Source organism: Gracilibacillus dipsosauri, assembly GCF_003176895.1.
Taxonomy (GTDB): domain Bacteria; phylum Bacillota; class Bacilli; order Bacillales; family Amphibacillaceae; genus Gracilibacillus; species Gracilibacillus dipsosauri.
The window spans coordinates 354,666-371,088 of sequence record NZ_QGTD01000008.1 but is presented as its reverse complement, the minus strand read 5'-3'; the positions used below and the strand labels follow the sequence as shown (position 1 = coordinate 371,088).

At 34.6% G+C, this 16,423-nt stretch carries 23 protein-coding genes; 11 read left to right on the top strand and 12 right to left on the bottom strand.

All coding sequences use genetic code 11. From position 1 onward, the window contains the following. Positions 1–10 precede the first annotated feature (10 nt). Both DLJ74_RS08840 and DLJ74_RS08835 read right to left on the bottom strand, forming a co-directional pair. Complete coding sequence (locus DLJ74_RS08840) at positions 11–190, bottom strand: YqzE family protein (protein WP_054859296.1); 180 nt, start codon at positions 188–190, stop codon at positions 11–13. A 49-nt stretch (positions 191–239) separates the two neighbouring features. Continuing rightward, the gene (locus DLJ74_RS08835) at positions 240–752 is read right to left on the bottom strand and encodes a shikimate kinase (protein ID WP_109984185.1); all 513 of its coding nucleotides are present in this window, start codon (positions 750–752) and stop codon (positions 240–242) included. Between the two features lie 112 nt (positions 753–864). On the opposite strand from DLJ74_RS08835, the gene comGA reads away from it, so the two are divergent. From comGA to DLJ74_RS08795, 7 genes are all read left to right on the top strand, one after another. Continuing rightward, on the top strand, positions 865–1,863 hold the full coding sequence (gene comGA, locus DLJ74_RS08830) for a competence type IV pilus ATPase ComGA (protein ID WP_109984184.1): 999 nt from the start codon (positions 865–867) through the stop codon (positions 1,861–1,863). Then, positions 1,832–2,878, top strand: coding sequence for a type II secretion system F family protein (locus DLJ74_RS08825; protein WP_054859295.1), 1,047 nt, complete (start codon positions 1,832–1,834; stop codon positions 2,876–2,878). The genes comGA and DLJ74_RS08825 overlap by 32 nt, the downstream gene beginning before the upstream one ends. Before the next feature lie 15 nt (positions 2,879–2,893). After that, the gene (comGC, locus tag DLJ74_RS08820) at positions 2,894–3,217 is read left to right on the top strand and encodes a competence type IV pilus major pilin ComGC (protein ID WP_054788881.1); all 324 of its coding nucleotides are present in this window, start codon (positions 2,894–2,896) and stop codon (positions 3,215–3,217) included. Continuing rightward, entirely contained in the window at positions 3,174–3,650 is a 477-nt protein-coding gene (comGD, locus tag DLJ74_RS08815; protein WP_181397483.1) for a competence type IV pilus minor pilin ComGD, read from the top strand. The genes comGC and comGD overlap by 44 nt, the downstream gene beginning before the upstream one ends. Positions 3,651–3,922: 272 nt before the next feature. Then, entirely contained in the window at positions 3,923–4,369 is a 447-nt protein-coding gene (locus DLJ74_RS08805; RefSeq protein WP_109984181.1) for a ComGF family competence protein, read from the top strand. Next, positions 4,341–4,703, top strand: coding sequence for a hypothetical protein (locus DLJ74_RS08800; RefSeq protein ID WP_054859292.1), 363 nt, complete (start codon positions 4,341–4,343; stop codon positions 4,701–4,703). Before DLJ74_RS08805 ends, DLJ74_RS08800 begins: the two co-directional genes overlap by 29 nt. Positions 4,704–4,925: 222 nt before the next feature. Then, the gene (locus DLJ74_RS08795; protein ID WP_054788876.1) at positions 4,926–5,168 is read left to right on the top strand and encodes a DUF2626 domain-containing protein; all 243 of its coding nucleotides are present in this window, start codon (positions 4,926–4,928) and stop codon (positions 5,166–5,168) included. A 41-nt stretch (positions 5,169–5,209) separates the two neighbouring features. On the opposite strand, the gene DLJ74_RS08790 is transcribed toward DLJ74_RS08795, so the two are convergent. Continuing rightward, entirely contained in the window at positions 5,210–5,830 is a 621-nt protein-coding gene (locus DLJ74_RS08790; RefSeq protein WP_109984180.1) for an MBL fold metallo-hydrolase, read from the bottom strand. 202 nt (positions 5,831–6,032) lie between these two features. On the opposite strand from DLJ74_RS08790, the gene DLJ74_RS08785 reads away from it, so the two are divergent. Next, positions 6,033–6,212: a DUF2759 family protein gene (locus tag DLJ74_RS08785; RefSeq protein WP_109984179.1), complete on the top strand. Its 180-nt coding sequence runs from the start codon at positions 6,033–6,035 to the stop codon at positions 6,210–6,212. 141 nt (positions 6,213–6,353) lie between these two features. Here DLJ74_RS08785 and DLJ74_RS08780 read toward each other — a convergent pair whose 3' ends face one another. The 4 genes from DLJ74_RS08780 to DLJ74_RS08765 all read right to left on the bottom strand — a co-directional run bounded on the left by DLJ74_RS08780 (position 6,354) and on the right by DLJ74_RS08765 (position 11,076). After that, positions 6,354–8,237, bottom strand: coding sequence for an LTA synthase family protein (locus tag DLJ74_RS08780; RefSeq protein WP_054859290.1), 1,884 nt, complete (start codon positions 8,235–8,237; stop codon positions 6,354–6,356). A 144-nt stretch (positions 8,238–8,381) separates the two neighbouring features. After that, a complete protein-coding gene (locus DLJ74_RS08775; RefSeq protein ID WP_054788873.1) occupies positions 8,382–9,350 on the bottom strand; it encodes an ROK family glucokinase in 969 nt (322 codons plus the stop codon). A 5-nt stretch (positions 9,351–9,355) separates the two neighbouring features. After that, positions 9,356–9,556 (bottom strand): YqgQ family protein, encoded by a 201-nt coding sequence (locus DLJ74_RS08770; protein ID WP_054788872.1) that lies wholly within the window; start codon positions 9,554–9,556, stop codon positions 9,356–9,358. 62 nt (positions 9,557–9,618) lie between these two features. Continuing rightward, the gene (locus tag DLJ74_RS08765) at positions 9,619–11,076 is read right to left on the bottom strand and encodes a spore germination protein (RefSeq protein ID WP_109984178.1); all 1,458 of its coding nucleotides are present in this window, start codon (positions 11,074–11,076) and stop codon (positions 9,619–9,621) included. Between the two features lie 125 nt (positions 11,077–11,201). Here DLJ74_RS08765 and DLJ74_RS08760 point away from each other — a divergent pair, with 125 nt between their 5' ends. Further along, positions 11,202–12,059, top strand: coding sequence for a hypothetical protein (locus DLJ74_RS08760; protein ID WP_109984177.1), 858 nt, complete (start codon positions 11,202–11,204; stop codon positions 12,057–12,059). A gap of 12 nt (positions 12,060–12,071) precedes the next feature. Here the strand turns inward: DLJ74_RS08760 and DLJ74_RS08755 are convergent, their stop codons facing one another. The 4 genes from DLJ74_RS08755 to rpmG form a co-directional block, all read right to left on the bottom strand. Further along, a complete protein-coding gene (locus tag DLJ74_RS08755) occupies positions 12,072–13,616 on the bottom strand; it encodes a rhomboid family intramembrane serine protease (protein WP_109984176.1) in 1,545 nt (514 codons plus the stop codon). Between the two features lie 78 nt (positions 13,617–13,694). Continuing rightward, a complete protein-coding gene (locus DLJ74_RS20285) occupies positions 13,695–13,874 on the bottom strand; it encodes a hypothetical protein (RefSeq protein WP_146202431.1) in 180 nt (59 codons plus the stop codon). Positions 13,875–13,930: 56 nt separating this feature from the next. Beyond that, positions 13,931–14,491: a 5-formyltetrahydrofolate cyclo-ligase gene (locus DLJ74_RS08750; protein ID WP_109984175.1), complete on the bottom strand. Its 561-nt coding sequence runs from the start codon at positions 14,489–14,491 to the stop codon at positions 13,931–13,933. A gap of 65 nt (positions 14,492–14,556) precedes the next feature. Continuing rightward, positions 14,557–14,706 (bottom strand): 50S ribosomal protein L33, encoded by a 150-nt coding sequence (gene rpmG, locus DLJ74_RS08745; protein ID WP_018933855.1) that lies wholly within the window; start codon positions 14,704–14,706, stop codon positions 14,557–14,559. A gap of 157 nt (positions 14,707–14,863) precedes the next feature. On the opposite strand from rpmG, the gene DLJ74_RS08740 reads away from it, so the two are divergent. Both DLJ74_RS08740 and DLJ74_RS08735 read left to right on the top strand, forming a co-directional pair. After that, positions 14,864–15,199 carry a hypothetical protein gene (locus tag DLJ74_RS08740; RefSeq protein WP_109984174.1) on the top strand — a complete coding sequence of 112 codons (336 nt, stop codon included), beginning with the start codon at positions 14,864–14,866 and terminating at the stop codon, positions 15,197–15,199. 21 nt (positions 15,200–15,220) lie between these two features. Continuing rightward, positions 15,221–15,712, top strand: coding sequence for an endolytic transglycosylase MltG (locus DLJ74_RS08735; protein ID WP_109984173.1), 492 nt, complete (start codon positions 15,221–15,223; stop codon positions 15,710–15,712). A 28-nt stretch (positions 15,713–15,740) separates the two neighbouring features. Here the strand turns inward: DLJ74_RS08735 and phoU are convergent, their stop codons facing one another. Next, positions 15,741–16,400 (bottom strand): phosphate signaling complex protein PhoU, encoded by a 660-nt coding sequence (gene phoU, locus DLJ74_RS08730; protein ID WP_054788867.1) that lies wholly within the window; start codon positions 16,398–16,400, stop codon positions 15,741–15,743. Positions 16,401–16,423: the final 23 nt, after the last annotated feature.

Genomic DNA, 16,423 nt, shown 5'->3' with positions numbered 1-16,423 from the left:
AGCACCTTTTTTATTTCTTTCTTCGCAAAAATAGTCGAAAGGCAAATGGTAAAACACCAAACCAACGATTCGAGTATACATGGTGTTCCTTTTCTCTCGGCTTTTTCTGCTTTTGTCTTTCTTCTTTTGGTGTATCCATATATTTCACGATTTTTTGCGTCATGTATTTTACATAATCCTCACTGGACATCGTTTACACCCTCTAGCAATAAGTGTCTTTAATTTATTTATTGCCCAGCTTATATCGATTTATTCATTTCAAGAAGCTTATCTTGTATTTCTTTTACGATATCCCCAATCGATTTACCATCTGTATGTACGATGATATCTGCAACTTCTTCATACTTAGGTATACGCTCTTCTAGTAATATTCTTTTATTTCGAGACTGATTATTCCATATAGGTCGATCTGTATCATTTATCAAACGTTGGTTAATCTCTTCCCAAGAGGTTTTCAGAAAGACGCTAATACCATTTTCTTTTAGCCATTTTCTATTACTACCCTTCTCAATTATTCCTCCACCAGTCGCAATGATGGTATCCTCTGTTGGTGTTTGGAATAATACGGATGATTCATATTCTCTGAATGTTGATTCACCCTTCTGTTGGAAAATCTCTGGAATCGATTGATGGTATTTCTGTACAATGATCTCATCGGTATCTAGCACTTCTTTTGTAAATGCTTGAGAGAGACCATTTGCGACAGTCGTTTTTCCACTACCCATAAAGCCAATTAAATAAATACTCTTCATAAACTATAGATTACCTCCCATTTTTGTGTTTTTAAAGAAGGATATTAAACAATGACGTCGAATATGTATATTAGACATTGTAGCATCTTTAATCAGGGAGGTGAATATATATTTGAACCATGCAACCATTTTATCGAATCAAATACTCCATACTGCTATCGAACAAAATGCTTCAGACATCCACTACATTCCAAAAGAGAGCAAGATAGATATTTATTTCCGTGTGATTGGAAAGAGACAGTTTTTCAAACAATTAAGTCTCCAAGCTTATACCACGATCTTAGCTTATTACAAATTTATTAGTAACATGGATATTGGAGAAACAAGAAAACCCCAGCAAGGAGCCATATCCATTTCTTACAAGAACCAAAAATTCTCCTTAAGGCTTTCCTCTTTACCTACTAATACCACTGAAAGCTTAGTGATTCGTATCCTACCTCAAAAAAAAATTCAACAATTAGAAGAATTATTTTTATTCCCAAAACAAATACAACAAATAAATAAATGGTTAAAGTATCGCGCTGGCGTTATTTTATTAACAGGTCCTACAGGATCTGGAAAAACAACCACTCTTTATGCAATGGTGAAAAGCTTAATGAAGGACCGAAAATATCAAATTATTACATTAGAAGATCCTATTGAAAAAGAATTAAATGATGTGATACAAGTGCCAATAAATGAATCGACTGGCATCACATATGATGACGGCTTAAAGGCTGCCTTACGACATGATCCAGACATACTTTTGGTTGGAGAAATTCGTGATAAAAAAACAGCCGAATTCGTCTTTCGAGCCGCTTATACAGGTCATTTAGTATTATCAACCCTACACGCAAAAGATACACTCGGTACCATACAGCGATTAATTGACATGGAGATTCAGCCAATGGATTTAAAGCAAAGCTTATTAGCAGTAGCTTCGGTACAATTAATTCCTCTACATGTATGGAAATATCGTGAAAATCGAGCTGCTATTCTAGAGTTATTAGCCGGTAATGCTTTGACAACTACTATTGATCAGAAAGGAATAAAAATGAATATTTATGATTTCCAAAAGCTAAAAAGAAAGGCATTTGCTTATGGTTTTATCCACCAGTCTTTTCTATTTTAGAAGAAAAAAATTATCGATAGACACACAATATCGAATACTATACCGTATACAACAACTGAACCAAAACGGGTATAGCTTAAATGATGCGCTAGAGATCGTTAGTTGGGATGACGAGTTAGAGTTAATTGCAGACAGGATCTCCCATTCCTTGCAGCATGGAAAAACATTACCAACCGCACTAGAAGAGGTCCATTTTCAACAACGAATTGTTCACTTTCTTGAAATCACCATTAAACATGGAAATTTGCAGGACGGTATCAAGCATTGTAGCTTTTTATTACAACAACAAAAAAATTATGTAGATAGGTTTAAACAAATGACTCGCTATCCTCTTTTTCTGTTCATCTTTTTTTTACTAATTCTATTTTGTATGAAAAGATATATCTTCCCTTCATTTGTTAACTTGTTCCATACGAACGGTTCCAACGCTATTTTTCAAAATGCTATGCTGACAGTGGATATTATCTTTTATGGAATATTTATTCTCATCATTTTTAGTTTGTTATTAATGTTATCTATTAAATATCTAAAGGATAAAGTAACGATTGAAACTAAACTAAAAGTCTTTCACTTTATACCATTATTGAAACAGTATAAAACATTAGAAATCTCCTTTTATTTTTCCACCCATTTAAGTTCTTTGCTCAAGACAGGCTTAAATTTTAAAAACGCTCTCTCTATTCTACAATCAGAAAGAAATGAACCCATTACAAGCTTCTATGCTTCCACCATTATAGACCACCTCGTCCAAGGTTTTCACTTAGAAACCATCCTCCCCTCCTGCGAACTCTTAAAACGTGAAATGTCTAGAATTATGCAAAAGGACCGTAACACTAGTCAGATAGCTGAGGATCTTCAGCTTTATGCAGAGCATCTACTTTTTGAAATGGAGGAATTAATGAAAAAATGGTTAAAAATGATTCAACCAATATTTCTAATCTTGTTAGCTACTTTAATTCTTATTGTCTATCTTGCCTTAATGTTACCAATGTTCGATTACATCCAAACCATCTAAAAGTGAGGTATGATCATGTTAAATAACCAAAAAGGCTTTACCTTAATAGAAATGCTCATCGTTCTTGCTGTCATTAGTCTTTTGCTTATCTTATTTATTCCAAACTTAGCTGAAAAAAGTAGCTCGATTCAGGATAAAGGTTGTGATGCTTTATTAGAGCTAGCAGAAAATCAATTAATTGCATTTAAATTAGACAATCAGAAAAGTATTACATCTGCTCAAGATTTAAAAACGAAAAACTATTTGAAATCGATCACCTGTAATAATGGCACGAAAAAACTGGAGTATATCAGTGATGAAGCGACACCTTCCTTTCGGATTGTCGATGTTGCCAATTAAGGAGGAGCACGGATTTACACTAGTCGAACTGTTACTCGTCTTAGCAGTAATTATCTCCCTCCTATCAGTTGGGGCCGGACATTTATTTAAAACAATAGAGAAAAAAGAATATAGGCAGTTTCTGCAACAGTTCAACTTAGATTTACTATATTTGCAACAGCTAAATATGATGAATGATGAACGTTATTACCTCAGTCTTGAACGTTCCTACCATCGCTATCATATTAGAGAAGCTGGTTATGGTGAAATTGTTTTAACTCGACATTACCCTGACGATTGGTCGATTGAAACCAACACCTTAAAGTTTCCAATTACTTACAGCCATAAGGGTACGTTAAATAAGCCAGGAAGCTTTAAAATTATTACAAGAGAAAATCAATATTTTATCACATGTCCTTTTGGAAAAGGGAGGTGTTATTCTGACTCCTCATAATCAATCTGGTTATTTGAATATAGAAGCACTCGTAGCTGCTATTGTCTTTCTCTGTCTAATATTGACATTAATGCCACTATATACTCAATTAAGACTGGAAAACGAGGTGTTAGCAGATAAACGAATTGTCATCCACCAACTCTATGAAGAACTCTTACTTCATTCTTCAACGGATCCAATGGTAGTAACAAAAGAAGAATGGATAAGAAATCCAGTTACACTAAAATTTAAACAAACCTCCTCTTATTTGAAAGGATGTGCTACCTGGAAAAATGTTAAAAAGAACAATGAAAGGTTATGCCTTTATGCCTCTAAGTCATGATCAAAATGGGTTTTCGCTAGTATCCACACTCATTAGTGTTTTTGCTACCCTTCTCATATTTTTTATAGCAGGGCAAGTATTTACGATTATCTCTCAACACAAAAATGACAAGGACTTAGAGGTATTTCAATTCTTTCATTTTTTAGAAGATGAATGGAAGCTTGCTGATCAAGTTAAAATTGATCATAACCAATTAATATTTGAACATACTAATGGGGATAAAATTAATTATTCCCTTTATCAAAAAACAATACGAAGACAGGTAAACGGTCTTGGCCATGAAATTATGCTACGAGAGGTAGAAAGCTGGAATTTATCAAGAGCAGCTATGGTACACCTATCCTTAGTGATGAAAGGAGGGAAGCAGTATGAAAAGAAACTTATTCCCTTCCCATAAATCCGAGCATGGTTACGCTTTTCCATATATCCTTTTCATTATTAGTATTTTTCTTTTGTTTACCTTCCATCAGCTTGCGTTATATGATCTGAATCGTCGTACGACATATAACCAAATCGAGCAATATAAGCTTCATACGATATATCGAATGGCCACCAATGCCTTTTCAAAAAACATGTCAGTTGAATTGCCCGTTACTTATTCTTTTCCTTATGGAGAGGCAAAATTAGAATCAACATCTATCAATGGCAACATTGCGTATTATTTAGTAAAAATGAGGACAGATAAAGGAGCTTATCAACGACAAACTTTTCAGCGCCAATATCCAAAATAAAGCAAGCAGTTCAGGAATAGATAGTAATAGAGCCATTAAAATGAAAAGGGAAAGTTTTTAAGAATAATTTACTTTTTAGTCTGACTCGTATATAATATAATGAGAGTATCTTTGTGTGGTGTCTACTAGCATTCATTTTACTAATGTTTTTTAAAGAACGAGTGGAGATCTACACATCGTGATAAATGATAATACATAGTATGTAAGAAGGAGGCGGAATATATGGATCGAGTATTTCGTATGCTTGCATTTTGGACAGGTATTTTTGCTGTAATGTTTTATGTAGGTGATATGATTTCAATGGCATACTTATTCCTTGCTCAAACGGTCTTTTTCCTAGGAGTAGGATTTCTTAAGTTATCGGAGAGAATGTATATGTACTTATTTGCCGCATATTGTACGATATTCTTCATTGGTTTTACATATTATTCAAATTTCATTCTTGTTCCAGGCTTTGGACATTAATCAAAAATGCTCTGATCTTACAGTAGATCAGAGCATTTTCTCTATTGTAGAAACGGATTATTTTGTTTTTCATAGCCAATGGATGTTTCAGGGCCATGTCCCGGATAAACAAGATATTCTTCAGGTAAAAGAAATAATTTCTTCTCAATGCTATGTATTAATTCGTCTATATCTCCACCTGGCAAATCAGTTCTCCCAATCCCCTCACGAAACAAGCTGTCTCCACCGATCAAGATGGATTCCTGATGAAAAATAAAAGCTACACCACCAGGGGAGTGACCTGGTGTATGAAACACGTCAAATTGAAAGGGACCTATTGTATAACTTCGCTCCTCCACAACATATTCAGCTGGACGACAGGTTACTTTCTGACCAAAGAATAGTAAGGAACCATTTAACTCTGGATTCTGTAACCATTCCTTTTCCTCAGGATGTACATACACAGGAGCCTTATATTGCTGTCTTATTTCCTCTAATGCTCCAATATGATCAAAGTGTGAATGGGTTAATAAGATAGCAAGTGGTTTTAAGGATTGTTTCTCGATGTAGGAAATAATCTTATCTGGTTCACCTGCTGGATCAAAAATGATCGCCTCATGCCCTTCTTGGAGTATATAGCAATTTGTTTGAAGCTCACCTAAGGTTCTTTTAATAAGTTTCATGAATGGAACACACCTTTCTATAATGATTAATTAAGAAAAATAAAGGGATTTCAATAGACAAAATGTCACTTTTGTTTTACACTAGATAAAGCAAGTTCTCTATTTATTAAGCATAAACAAGCTTGCATGCACTAATTATTTATACATATTATAACTGTAAAAATTTAAAAATGAAATTAGAAAGAGATATAGGAGGTTTATCATGGTAATTGGATTCATTTTCTTAGTTGTTGCTATTTTGTGTGCCATAGCAATTATTCGTGAATTTAAATCACAAAATATGTTTGGTGTTGCATTTTCAGCTATTTCTGCATTAGTATTTGGATTCTTCTCCATTGCAACACTATATGCTGAACTAATCAAGCCTTTAATAGCTGGTTAATCTTTGATATACGATGATTTACATATTTTGAACCGCCAATCCTTGGATTGGCGGTTCTTTACTTTCTTATAAGCCTCAACGCTCTATTGAAAAAACCTCTGATCAAAGTTTAGATCAGAGGTTTTTTATTGGTCCTTAATACTATTTATCCTTGAAATCATAGAAACGGAATAGATCTCCGAAAATGATTTCGTCTGAATAGGATAATTCTTTTTCTACTTGTTCGACATATGGTCCACAAGCAGAACCTTCTACTTCTGTTTCATCATTTGTTTCTTCTTCAATCAATTCACCTGTTTCGCGATCATAGCATTGATCTTTCGTATAGACATAGTCATCTGTTATAAAACTACCATCACGTAATGCAACAAATGGTTTTCGATCATCAACAAATAAGTCTGTTCCAAATGATAGATCATTGGAAGTATCCATACCTAATAAATGTAATAAGGTAGGTTTGACATCAACTTGACCTGCAATTTCTGACATTACTTTCCCTTCTTCACCAGGGATATGAATATAAAATGGAACGCGTTGTAACTGAATATGCTGATAATCTGTATATTCCTTATCTAAATACGTACTCATCGCTTTTTTGTGAAAATCACTAATACCATAATGATCTCCCATTAAAACAATGATCGAATCTTCGTATAACCCGGATTCTTTAAGCTGATTAAAGAATTGTTCTACTGCTTCATCCATATATCTAACTGTTTGGAAATATTGATTTAATGTTCTAGAATTTGAATCATATTTCTCAATTGTTGCATCCTCTTGCTCTAAATCAAACGGATAGTGATTCGTTAACGTAATAAATTTAGAATAAAAAGGCTGTGGTAACTCATTCAAATATTTCATTGATTGACTAAAGAATTCTTTATCCTTCAATCCCCAGCCTACGCTATTCTCTTCATTGACATCATAAGAGTTCACATCAAAGAATTTATCATAGCCAGTATTTTCGTACATGACATCACGATTCCAGAAACTCTTATTGTTGGCATGAAAGACATTCGAATTGTAACCATTGTTACCTAAAATTTCTGGTAAAGAGTGAAAATCATTTTGTGCATGTGTAAAGTAAACTGCTCCCCTTGGAGAAGGATATAAAGAGTTTTCTACAATAAACTCTGAATCAGACGTCTTCCCTTGTGCAGTTTGGTGATAGAAATTCTCAAAATAATAACTGTCGTCAATTAAGTCATTTAAGAATGGCGTTACTTCTTCTCCATTAACCGTATTATTAATCACAAAACTCTGTAACGATTCTAAAGAGATAAAGATAACATTTTTGTCCTTCGCAATACCAAACAGGTCAGATTTTTCATCAGGTGTTGTTTCATCGTCAATATAATTTTTGATATCTGTTAATTGGTTTCCATCGGCTAAAGCTCTTTGTGCTTTAGATTTAGAGTGTAATACAGCATCATAGATATGATAGCTGAATAGTCCGATATTTTTAACTAAATACTCTCTATCAAAAGTTCTTTGTAACAACTGTGGACGTTCAATCTCTGCTAATGCATAATTCCCTAATAAAAAGGCAATAGATAAAGCTAATGCAACCACCTTATATCGCTTTTTGAAAGGATTTACTAGTTTTTCTCCATATTTTTTAGCGAGTATCCAGATAATAATGACATCTGAAAACAATAGAATATCCCATGGCTTAATCAGACCTAAAACACTTGAGCCTAAGTCAGCTGCATTACTTCCTTGAAATAATAAAGGAATGGTAATGAAATCGGAAAAGTTTCGATAAAAGACTATATTAAAATAAATAATCAATGATCCGATCAGCATGATATATTTAATATATTTCTTCTGTCTTCTCTCTTTAAACCAAATCCCTATCATAAAGATAAAAAATGCAGTCGCAAAAGGATTTATAAATAAGATTAACTCTTGCATCACGTTATCAAGTGAAATATTGAAGATAAATCGATAAACGATATATGTTTTTATACCGAATAAAATGGCTGCGATTAAATATAAAGGCATGTGCAGCTTCTTTTTAAACATATTGCTTTCCTCCTCAAAATAGCCCCAAAAAAATAATAGTTTACTATTTTTAATTTCTCTATTTATTATAGACGATCAATATCTCATAAAAGTTTCATAAATCTTAAAAAAAGTTACAATAATTTAACGAAAACAACACAACGCTTAGTTTCCTTGGTTTTGGAGAACTAGATAAGCACCACCATAAACTCCAGCATCATTTCCTAATTGTGCGATCACGATTTCACACGCCTCACTAATTCTTGGTAATGCATAGCGCCTAAAAGCTTCGATCAGAGGATCTAATAATACATTACCTGCCTTAGAAACTCCTCCACCTATTACTATTTTGGCTGGATTGGTCGTAACAGCAATATTTGCTAGGCTAAATCCTAGAACATCCATAATTTGATCAATTAATTGTTTTGCTGGTTGGTCGCCGCTAGCAACTGCTTCAAAAATATCTTTTGTTGTTAATTCGCCATTTTCTTTCCATTTCGCTTCAAGTAATGGTGCTTTTCCAAGATTAATCCACTCTTTCGCTTGGCGAACAATCCCTGTTGCAGAAGCAACCGTTTCTAAACATCCACTTCTTCCACAATTACAAGGTGCACCATTTTCTTGGACTACTGTAATATGACCGATTTCGCCACCTGTGCCATTCGCACCACTAATTATTTTTCTATTTGATATGATACCACCGCCTACACCAGTACCCAATGTTACAGCAAGCATATTATGCACTTGGTTCCCTGAACCTTTCCAGTTCTCTCCTAATGCAGCTATATTTGCATCATTATCAATAAAAACGGGAAGTTCTGATAACTCCTCTAAAATGTCCTTTAAAGGAAAGTTCCTCCACCCGATATTAACGGCGATGGCAATGGAACCTGTTTCAGGCTCGATAAAGCCAGGTGCTCCTACGCCCATCCCAATACATCTATCTTTACTAATCTTTAAATCTTGTAACTTTTCTTTAATAGCATTCCAAATATGTCTAGGTACATTTTCACCTGCATTACTTAGTATAGTTGGAATTTCCCATTTTGTGATCATTTCCCCTTTTGTCGATATAAGTGCGATCTTTACGGTTGTTCCACCAATATCAACACCAATTAATACATCCTTTGTCAAATTGTTTAGCCTCCTCTACTCTCTATATCTATCTCTTGTTTTAAAATGGAAATTGCCTGCATAAATTGTTCCTTTGAAATGGCTTTTGTGTTATAGAGTTCTCTAATTTCGATTTCCATCATTTCTAAATCTGCAAGACGATCACCTATATAGATGATCGTCCCAAATTGTTTCAATAATTGTCTCACATCATAAACACTTTTCATCACTATCACCTAAAACATTATACCAGAACAAATTCTAAATGAAAATAAAAAACATAGCTCATTTATAGTCGATCTGGATCCTTAGGATGTAGAAAAGATGGGCGTGAATGATTATGTGGAACAGGTCTTCTTATTAAAACATTGAGAAATGCTTGTAAATTAAACGGGATGAATGGCCAAAAATAGCCAACATAGAAGGTCTTCAAATGAATCAAATATAAGAGATAACAAGTAATCGAAATAACAAACCCTTTCACTCCAAAAATAGCAGTAATGATTAATAAGAATATTCGAATAATCCGGTTCGCTAAACTGAACTCATAACTAGGTGTAGCGAACGTTCCCATTACCGCAATGGCTAAATATAAAATTACTTCATTAGAAAATAGTCCGACTTCTACTGCAATTTGTCCGATTAAAATAGCCGAAACGAGCCCTAAGGCTGTCGCTAAAGAAGATGGAACATGAATTGCAGCCATTCTTAATACATCTACCCCAACTTCAGCAAGAATAAACTGATAAATAAGCGGAATTAACCCAATTTCCTTTGGACCAATAAAATGAAGCATCTCTGGTAATAAATTTGTCGTTGTCGAGACTAAATAATAAAAGGGTAAAATAAATAAAGAAGCAAATACTGCTAGAAAACGAACTAATCGCAAATATACCCCTATAAATGGTTTTTGTCTGTATTCTTCAGCATGCTGTAAATGATGCCAAAAAGTGGCAGGTGTTATCATAACACTTGGTGAGCCATCTACGATAATCAAGATATGACCTTCATATAGGTGAGCCGCTGCTGTGTCTGGTCGCTCTGTATAACGTATTGTTGGATACGGATTCCATGTCTTACCACTTAAATATTCTTCTATCGTTTTTTCCGCCATTGGCAAACCGTCTGTATCGATTTTTTCAAGATGGGCTTTTAATGCTTCCACCTTTTTTTCATCTGCTATATCTGCCAAATAACAAATACAAATATCCGTTTTTGATCTTCTCCCTATAGAAGTATACTCCATTCTAAGGGATCGGTCTCTTACTTTTCGCCTTGTTAGAGCAGTGTTGAATATAATCGTCTCAACAAATCCATCCCTCGAACCTCTAACCACACGTTCAAGATCTGGTTCAGAAGGGCTTCTTACCGGGTAGGTTCTGGCATCAATCAAAATAATCTTATCTAATCCCTCCACCACTAATGCGGATGGTCCCCCGAGTACAAGGTTAGCTGTTTTATTTAAATCTGTCTCTGTATCGATTTCCACATATGGTATAAATCGTTGCATAAGCTGTTCAAGGGGATTTTCCTCTAGTTCCTCTTCATCTAAAAGCGCCAAAAATTTCATTAAATAATGAAGCATTTCATCTTTGATCAATCCATCGATTAAAAAAAGAGACATTCTCCTGCCTGCATAATGTAAATTAAGTTGAATTAAATCAAAACTCTTATCGACCGCCAAATAATCATGTATATATTGAATGTTTTCATCATAATCATGTGATAAATGCTTTTCTTTCTCCATGCTTAACACCTGCTTCTAACGATTTTCCATTAGTTTACGCAGCAAAGTTAAAAAAATGCAGGTTTGAAGAAATCCGTCAGTGGGACAAGCATAAATAACTAAATTATGAAATAGGGAGATTTAAAATGAGAGGAATCTATATTCAAGGAGCCACTGTAATCTTAATGATCATTCTACTCTTACTATCCACAGTGTTAAACCCAACTAGTGAGGAGACGATTAAATTTTTCCCATTAGATCCTTCAGTTGAATTTACTTCTGCTGACACTCACTTATCACTAGTAGAGCAGACAGGGAATGACCAGTATCTCATGAAGTGGGAAACAGAGAGTCAATTAAGTAAACCTGCCTACTTAAGACAGGATGTTTCACTATTATATATGGATGGAAAATTAAAAGGTGTCAAAGGGTTATGGAAACAGGAAGAACAAAACATTGTTCTACAACTAGAATTTGAAGAAAGTGATAGCACTCATTTTGAAGCAGTTACTTTTCATTATGGGGAAATTCATAACGACAAGGACAATGATATTAAGAGTGTTCAAAAAATGACTAGTGATTCGTTATATGTAGTCGATTCTCCTCATTCCTTATTAGAATCCTTTCGGGATCCAGAATCTAAGGAACAGAAAGAATGGAAGGAAACATTGGACCATACGAAAAATCAACATCTAGATTACATGTGGCGTAATTGGATAAAAGAGGCAGCAATCAATACTGATAATTATTATTTTGTGCCTCTTACATCCATTGTTGATTATGCGACAAAACCATTGACTGGGTTGACGCAAGACGAAACCGATAGAGTCATTGGTCAGCTATGGGAAGGCTTATATAAAAATTATATCCTACCAATTGCCAATGCTGAGAAAATCACCAACCATACCATGCCGTTAATCCTAATCGATAAAAATAATGATCATCTAATCGTTTTGTTTCGCAATGATCAGAATCAATTAGAAAAATTGATTCAACAAATATAAGACAGTCTATTTTCAAATGGTTTCCTTTTGAAGCTGCTCATAGAACTGTTGATAGTCCTGATTGTTTGGTGCTAATTCTACCGCTTTTTTTAATAAATCTAACGCTTCTTCTCGTCTGTTCTCTTCATGATATAATAACGCAAGATTATAAAGGGCTTCATGATATTCTGGTTTGATTTCAATTGTTCTCTCCAAATCAGTGATTGCCTCTTGATTTTTGTTTAAAAAGATACTCGCATAGGAGCGATTAAAGCGAAGCTCTGCTTCAAGCTTGTCTGCGTAAGGCATTGCTTTTGTTAGCACCTCATAGGTTTTCTCATATTGTTCTTGTTCTAGAAGCATATGAGAATGGATAACCTGGAGTGTTTCATCAAATTGAACTTCCTCATTGGCGTTTCCATAAAACCATATTCCCCCACTCACTAATAGAAGTAGTAGAAGGGCAGCCGTTTGCCAAAGTATTTTGGATCGTTGTTTAAACATGACAACAGCAGCACCAATAGCTCCACCTATTAACCCACCAATATGTGCACCGTTATCAATTTGTGGCATACTAAATCCAAAAATAATATTGATAATAATCACAATAATGATATTCCAGCCCATTGTTCGGAAAAATGCTTTAGGATACTGGGAGCCAAAGAATAATAACGCTCCAAATAATCCAAAAATTGCACCTGATGCCCCTGCTGCAATCGATGGATTAAGGGCAAAACTGGCTAATCCTCCAACAATACCTGCAATAAAATAGATGATAAGGAACCGAGTGCCCCCATAGATTCTTTCCACTAGTGTGCCGATATAATATAAGGCAATCATGTTGAGTAGGATATGGGCGATTCCAATATGAAGGAACATGGAGCTAATCAATCTCCACCATTCTCCATCGATTATCGCAACATTATACTTGGCACCAAATTCGATCAAATTTTTTGTTGAGGTAGATCCCCCATTGAATTCAAGAAGTATATACATCACAATATTGATAGCAAGTAATAGATAGGTCCAGAATGGTTTCCCTTGCTTAAATAGCTGCTGTAGCTGTTGCTGTTGTTTAGTGTGTTCGAAAAGAATGTTTTGTTTTAAATTTACATTTCTTTGTTCAAGTTCCATCAGGTCTTCAGATACATCTGTTTGAAATGACAAAGCTAAATCGAGCGCTCTAATTAATCTTTCTATCTCCTCTTCTTTACTGTCTATATCTAGCATATACACGGACGACTTCATCCGGTTTGATGATGTTACCTTTAGTTCTTCCCAGCTATCCACTGGTTGGTAATCTACCACATAAACATGATGAAAATGAATATTTTTCTTCCAAATTGTTGTTGCTTGATGTTTGGTGTAACTATTTTCAAGATGTTTATTGAATGAAAGGAGCTCTCGCTTCCAGTCCATTTGGTTCATAGAGATATGTACAACATCTTTTTTGTTCTTCCGTTTTCTCTCTAATAAATATTCTGTTTGCTCTTTGTTAATGGAAATTAAATCGAAATTTTCTTTTTGTATGAGCTGTAGCACCATACTATTTTGAAGAAATTCGTTCTTTAAAAACAAATTTGATCACCAACCTTTACATTACTATATTATACCACAAGGGGCTATATACAGTAACATATGTGGTGATCAAATGACTTATCGTGAAAACATCGACTTCATTAGCTTTTCTCTGACATATGGGGTATTCATTGCTAATTTAACCGTTTGCCTTCGCAAAAATGGGATATTACTTGCGAGATTGATGAAAAAGCTTCTAAAACGATATACTACCGCAACAACGGAAAAGAGGATTATCACAGTTCTCCACCATTTCAAAATTGAACAACTCCTTGCATCATTGTATATCTGTAGGTTAACCTCTTTTCTTGTTTTTATGTACATTTTATAACAGCGGATTCCGTTATGAGATAATCTATTGGAATATCATGCGATTCTGCTTCTATTCTTTCCAACACTTGCACCTTTGCAGCGAGTGCTATTTTTAGTCCTTGATATCCTTTTAAATAGCGATCAAAGAAGCCACCACCATATCCAATGCGATTTCCTTCCCGATCAAACGCTATTCCCGGAACTATTATAAGGTCTAACTCTTCTTTTGACACGCCTTCTGTTATTTCTGGATTAGGCTCATATAAGTCTAAGTAGGTATTTTCTAATTGATCAAAGGCTGTACACTTGTAAAATTCCATCGAAAAATCGGTTGGATTACATTTAGGCAGTGCTATTTGTTTTTTCTGTTTCCATGCATGCTTGATGATCGATGTAGTATTCCATTCCATTCCTCTAGAAATAGTTAAGCCAACCTTTCGAGCTTGCTTCCAATGATCAAAGGAGTATAACATATCCTGGATACTCTTGTTAACCTTTTCCTTATGCGTGTAATTAGCCAACAGGGTTGAGATCATTCTTCTTTGCTCTTCTTTTCGAGACATTATTTTTCCTTTCTAGTAAGATGAAAAAACTCCTGCTGTCTACCAGCAAGAGTCCCCTAACATCATTATTTTGTTTCACGGTGTAACGTATGTCTTTTCAAACGTGGGCTATATTTTTTAAGCTCCAAGCGTTCTGGATGTTTACGTTTATTTTTAGTCGTAATATAATTACGGTCACCAGTTTCAGTACAAGCTAATGTAATATTAACGCGCATGGTTTTCCCTCCAAACATATTGCTCTAATCACTTATTATCGATTTACTACCTGATAATAATAGCAAAAAGTTAAAACAATTTCAAGTATATGTTTCAAACTCTTATCACTTATGGTATAACTATTAGTAGAGAGAATCATTGTTTAGGGGGGAAACTATGCTTTATGTCTTAATTAGTCTTATCATAATTGGCGTCATTTTATGGATATTGTCTTTTTTTATGCATGATCGCTTTAAACAGATTGAAGATCAGCTTGAGCAATTCTCCATTTCTTCGTTGCAAGAGACCTATCAGTTGAAGAAAAAAATAAGTATATTAGAAGAAGAACTTTTAATGGATGATGATATATTGGAACATTCCATGGATTCCAATGAATCCACAATGAATAACAAAATAGCTAATTTATATGTAAATGGATATGATATCCCATCCATTTCTCGTGAACTAAATATAAGTGAATTTGATGTTAGATCAGTAATTAATCAACTTTAATGGTGTGAATGAGGGATAAGAATGAAGCAAATGGTTAGAGCATTTTCGACAGGCCTTTTGACTGCCTCCATCATAATTGGTGTGGTTTTCCTTATTGAGGGTTTACCAAAAGACCAACCAGCAGAAGATGTTGCAGCAAGTGAGCGAATAGCAAGGCTTGAAGCAGAAGGCTATTATGTATACAAAGAAGATATGGAAGATCAAGTCACTCAATTAGAAGAAGAAATAGACCAGCTAGAGAATCAACAAGACACATTAGAAAGTGATGCGAAGGAAGAAACAGAAACGGAAGTGACTACTCATTCATTTTCTGTTGAACCAGGAATGACAGTACCAGACATTGTAGACGAACTCCTTGAGCTAGAACTAATTGAATCAGAAGACGAATTTATTACATACTTACAAGAAAATGAATTAACGACACGCCTACAAGTAGGCGAATTCGAGTTAAGTGATCAAATGACTGCTGAAGAAATAGCCGATCATTTAACTGGAACAGAAGAGGAGGAGTAAACCGCTAAGGTACTCCTCCTTTTCAACGTTATTCGTTTAAGTCTGCTGACTCCCCTTTTACTAAATACATAACATCTTCCCCGATATTAGTAGCATGATCCCCAATTCGTTCCACATAACGACCACTAAAAGCCATTTGCATAATATGCTGTATCTTCTGTGGATTGGTCGCTGTCTCCTCTAATAATTCCCTTAGCATCGTGGAATACATATTATCAATTACGTCATCCATTTCTGATAATTTTCTTGCTAAAGTAATGTCTTCATTCTCATAAGCTATGATTGAAATATCAATCATTTTAATCGCAATTTCTTTCATTTCCTTTACTGAATCATGAATTTTAATTCCATGATCTTTCCCTAAATGGATGGTAGACTTTGCGATATTCTTTGCATTATCAGCCATTCTTTCTAAATCAGATGAAATACGCAATGCTACGACAAGTCTTCTTAGATCTGTTGCTACTGGTTGCTGCCTAGCAATAAGAAGAATTGCTGTTTCATTAATTTCGAAATCTAGCTTATCTAATTCTTTATCCTTTTCGATCACTGCAAGGGCTCGATCCACATCACTTTGATATAGCACCTCCACTGCGTCTGTCAGTTGTGTTTGTGTCATTTTTGCAAATCGAACAATAAGAGATTCTACCTGTTTTAATTTATCTTCAAAATTCTCTCTACCTACCATACTGCACTCCCTCTCTCTTTTTT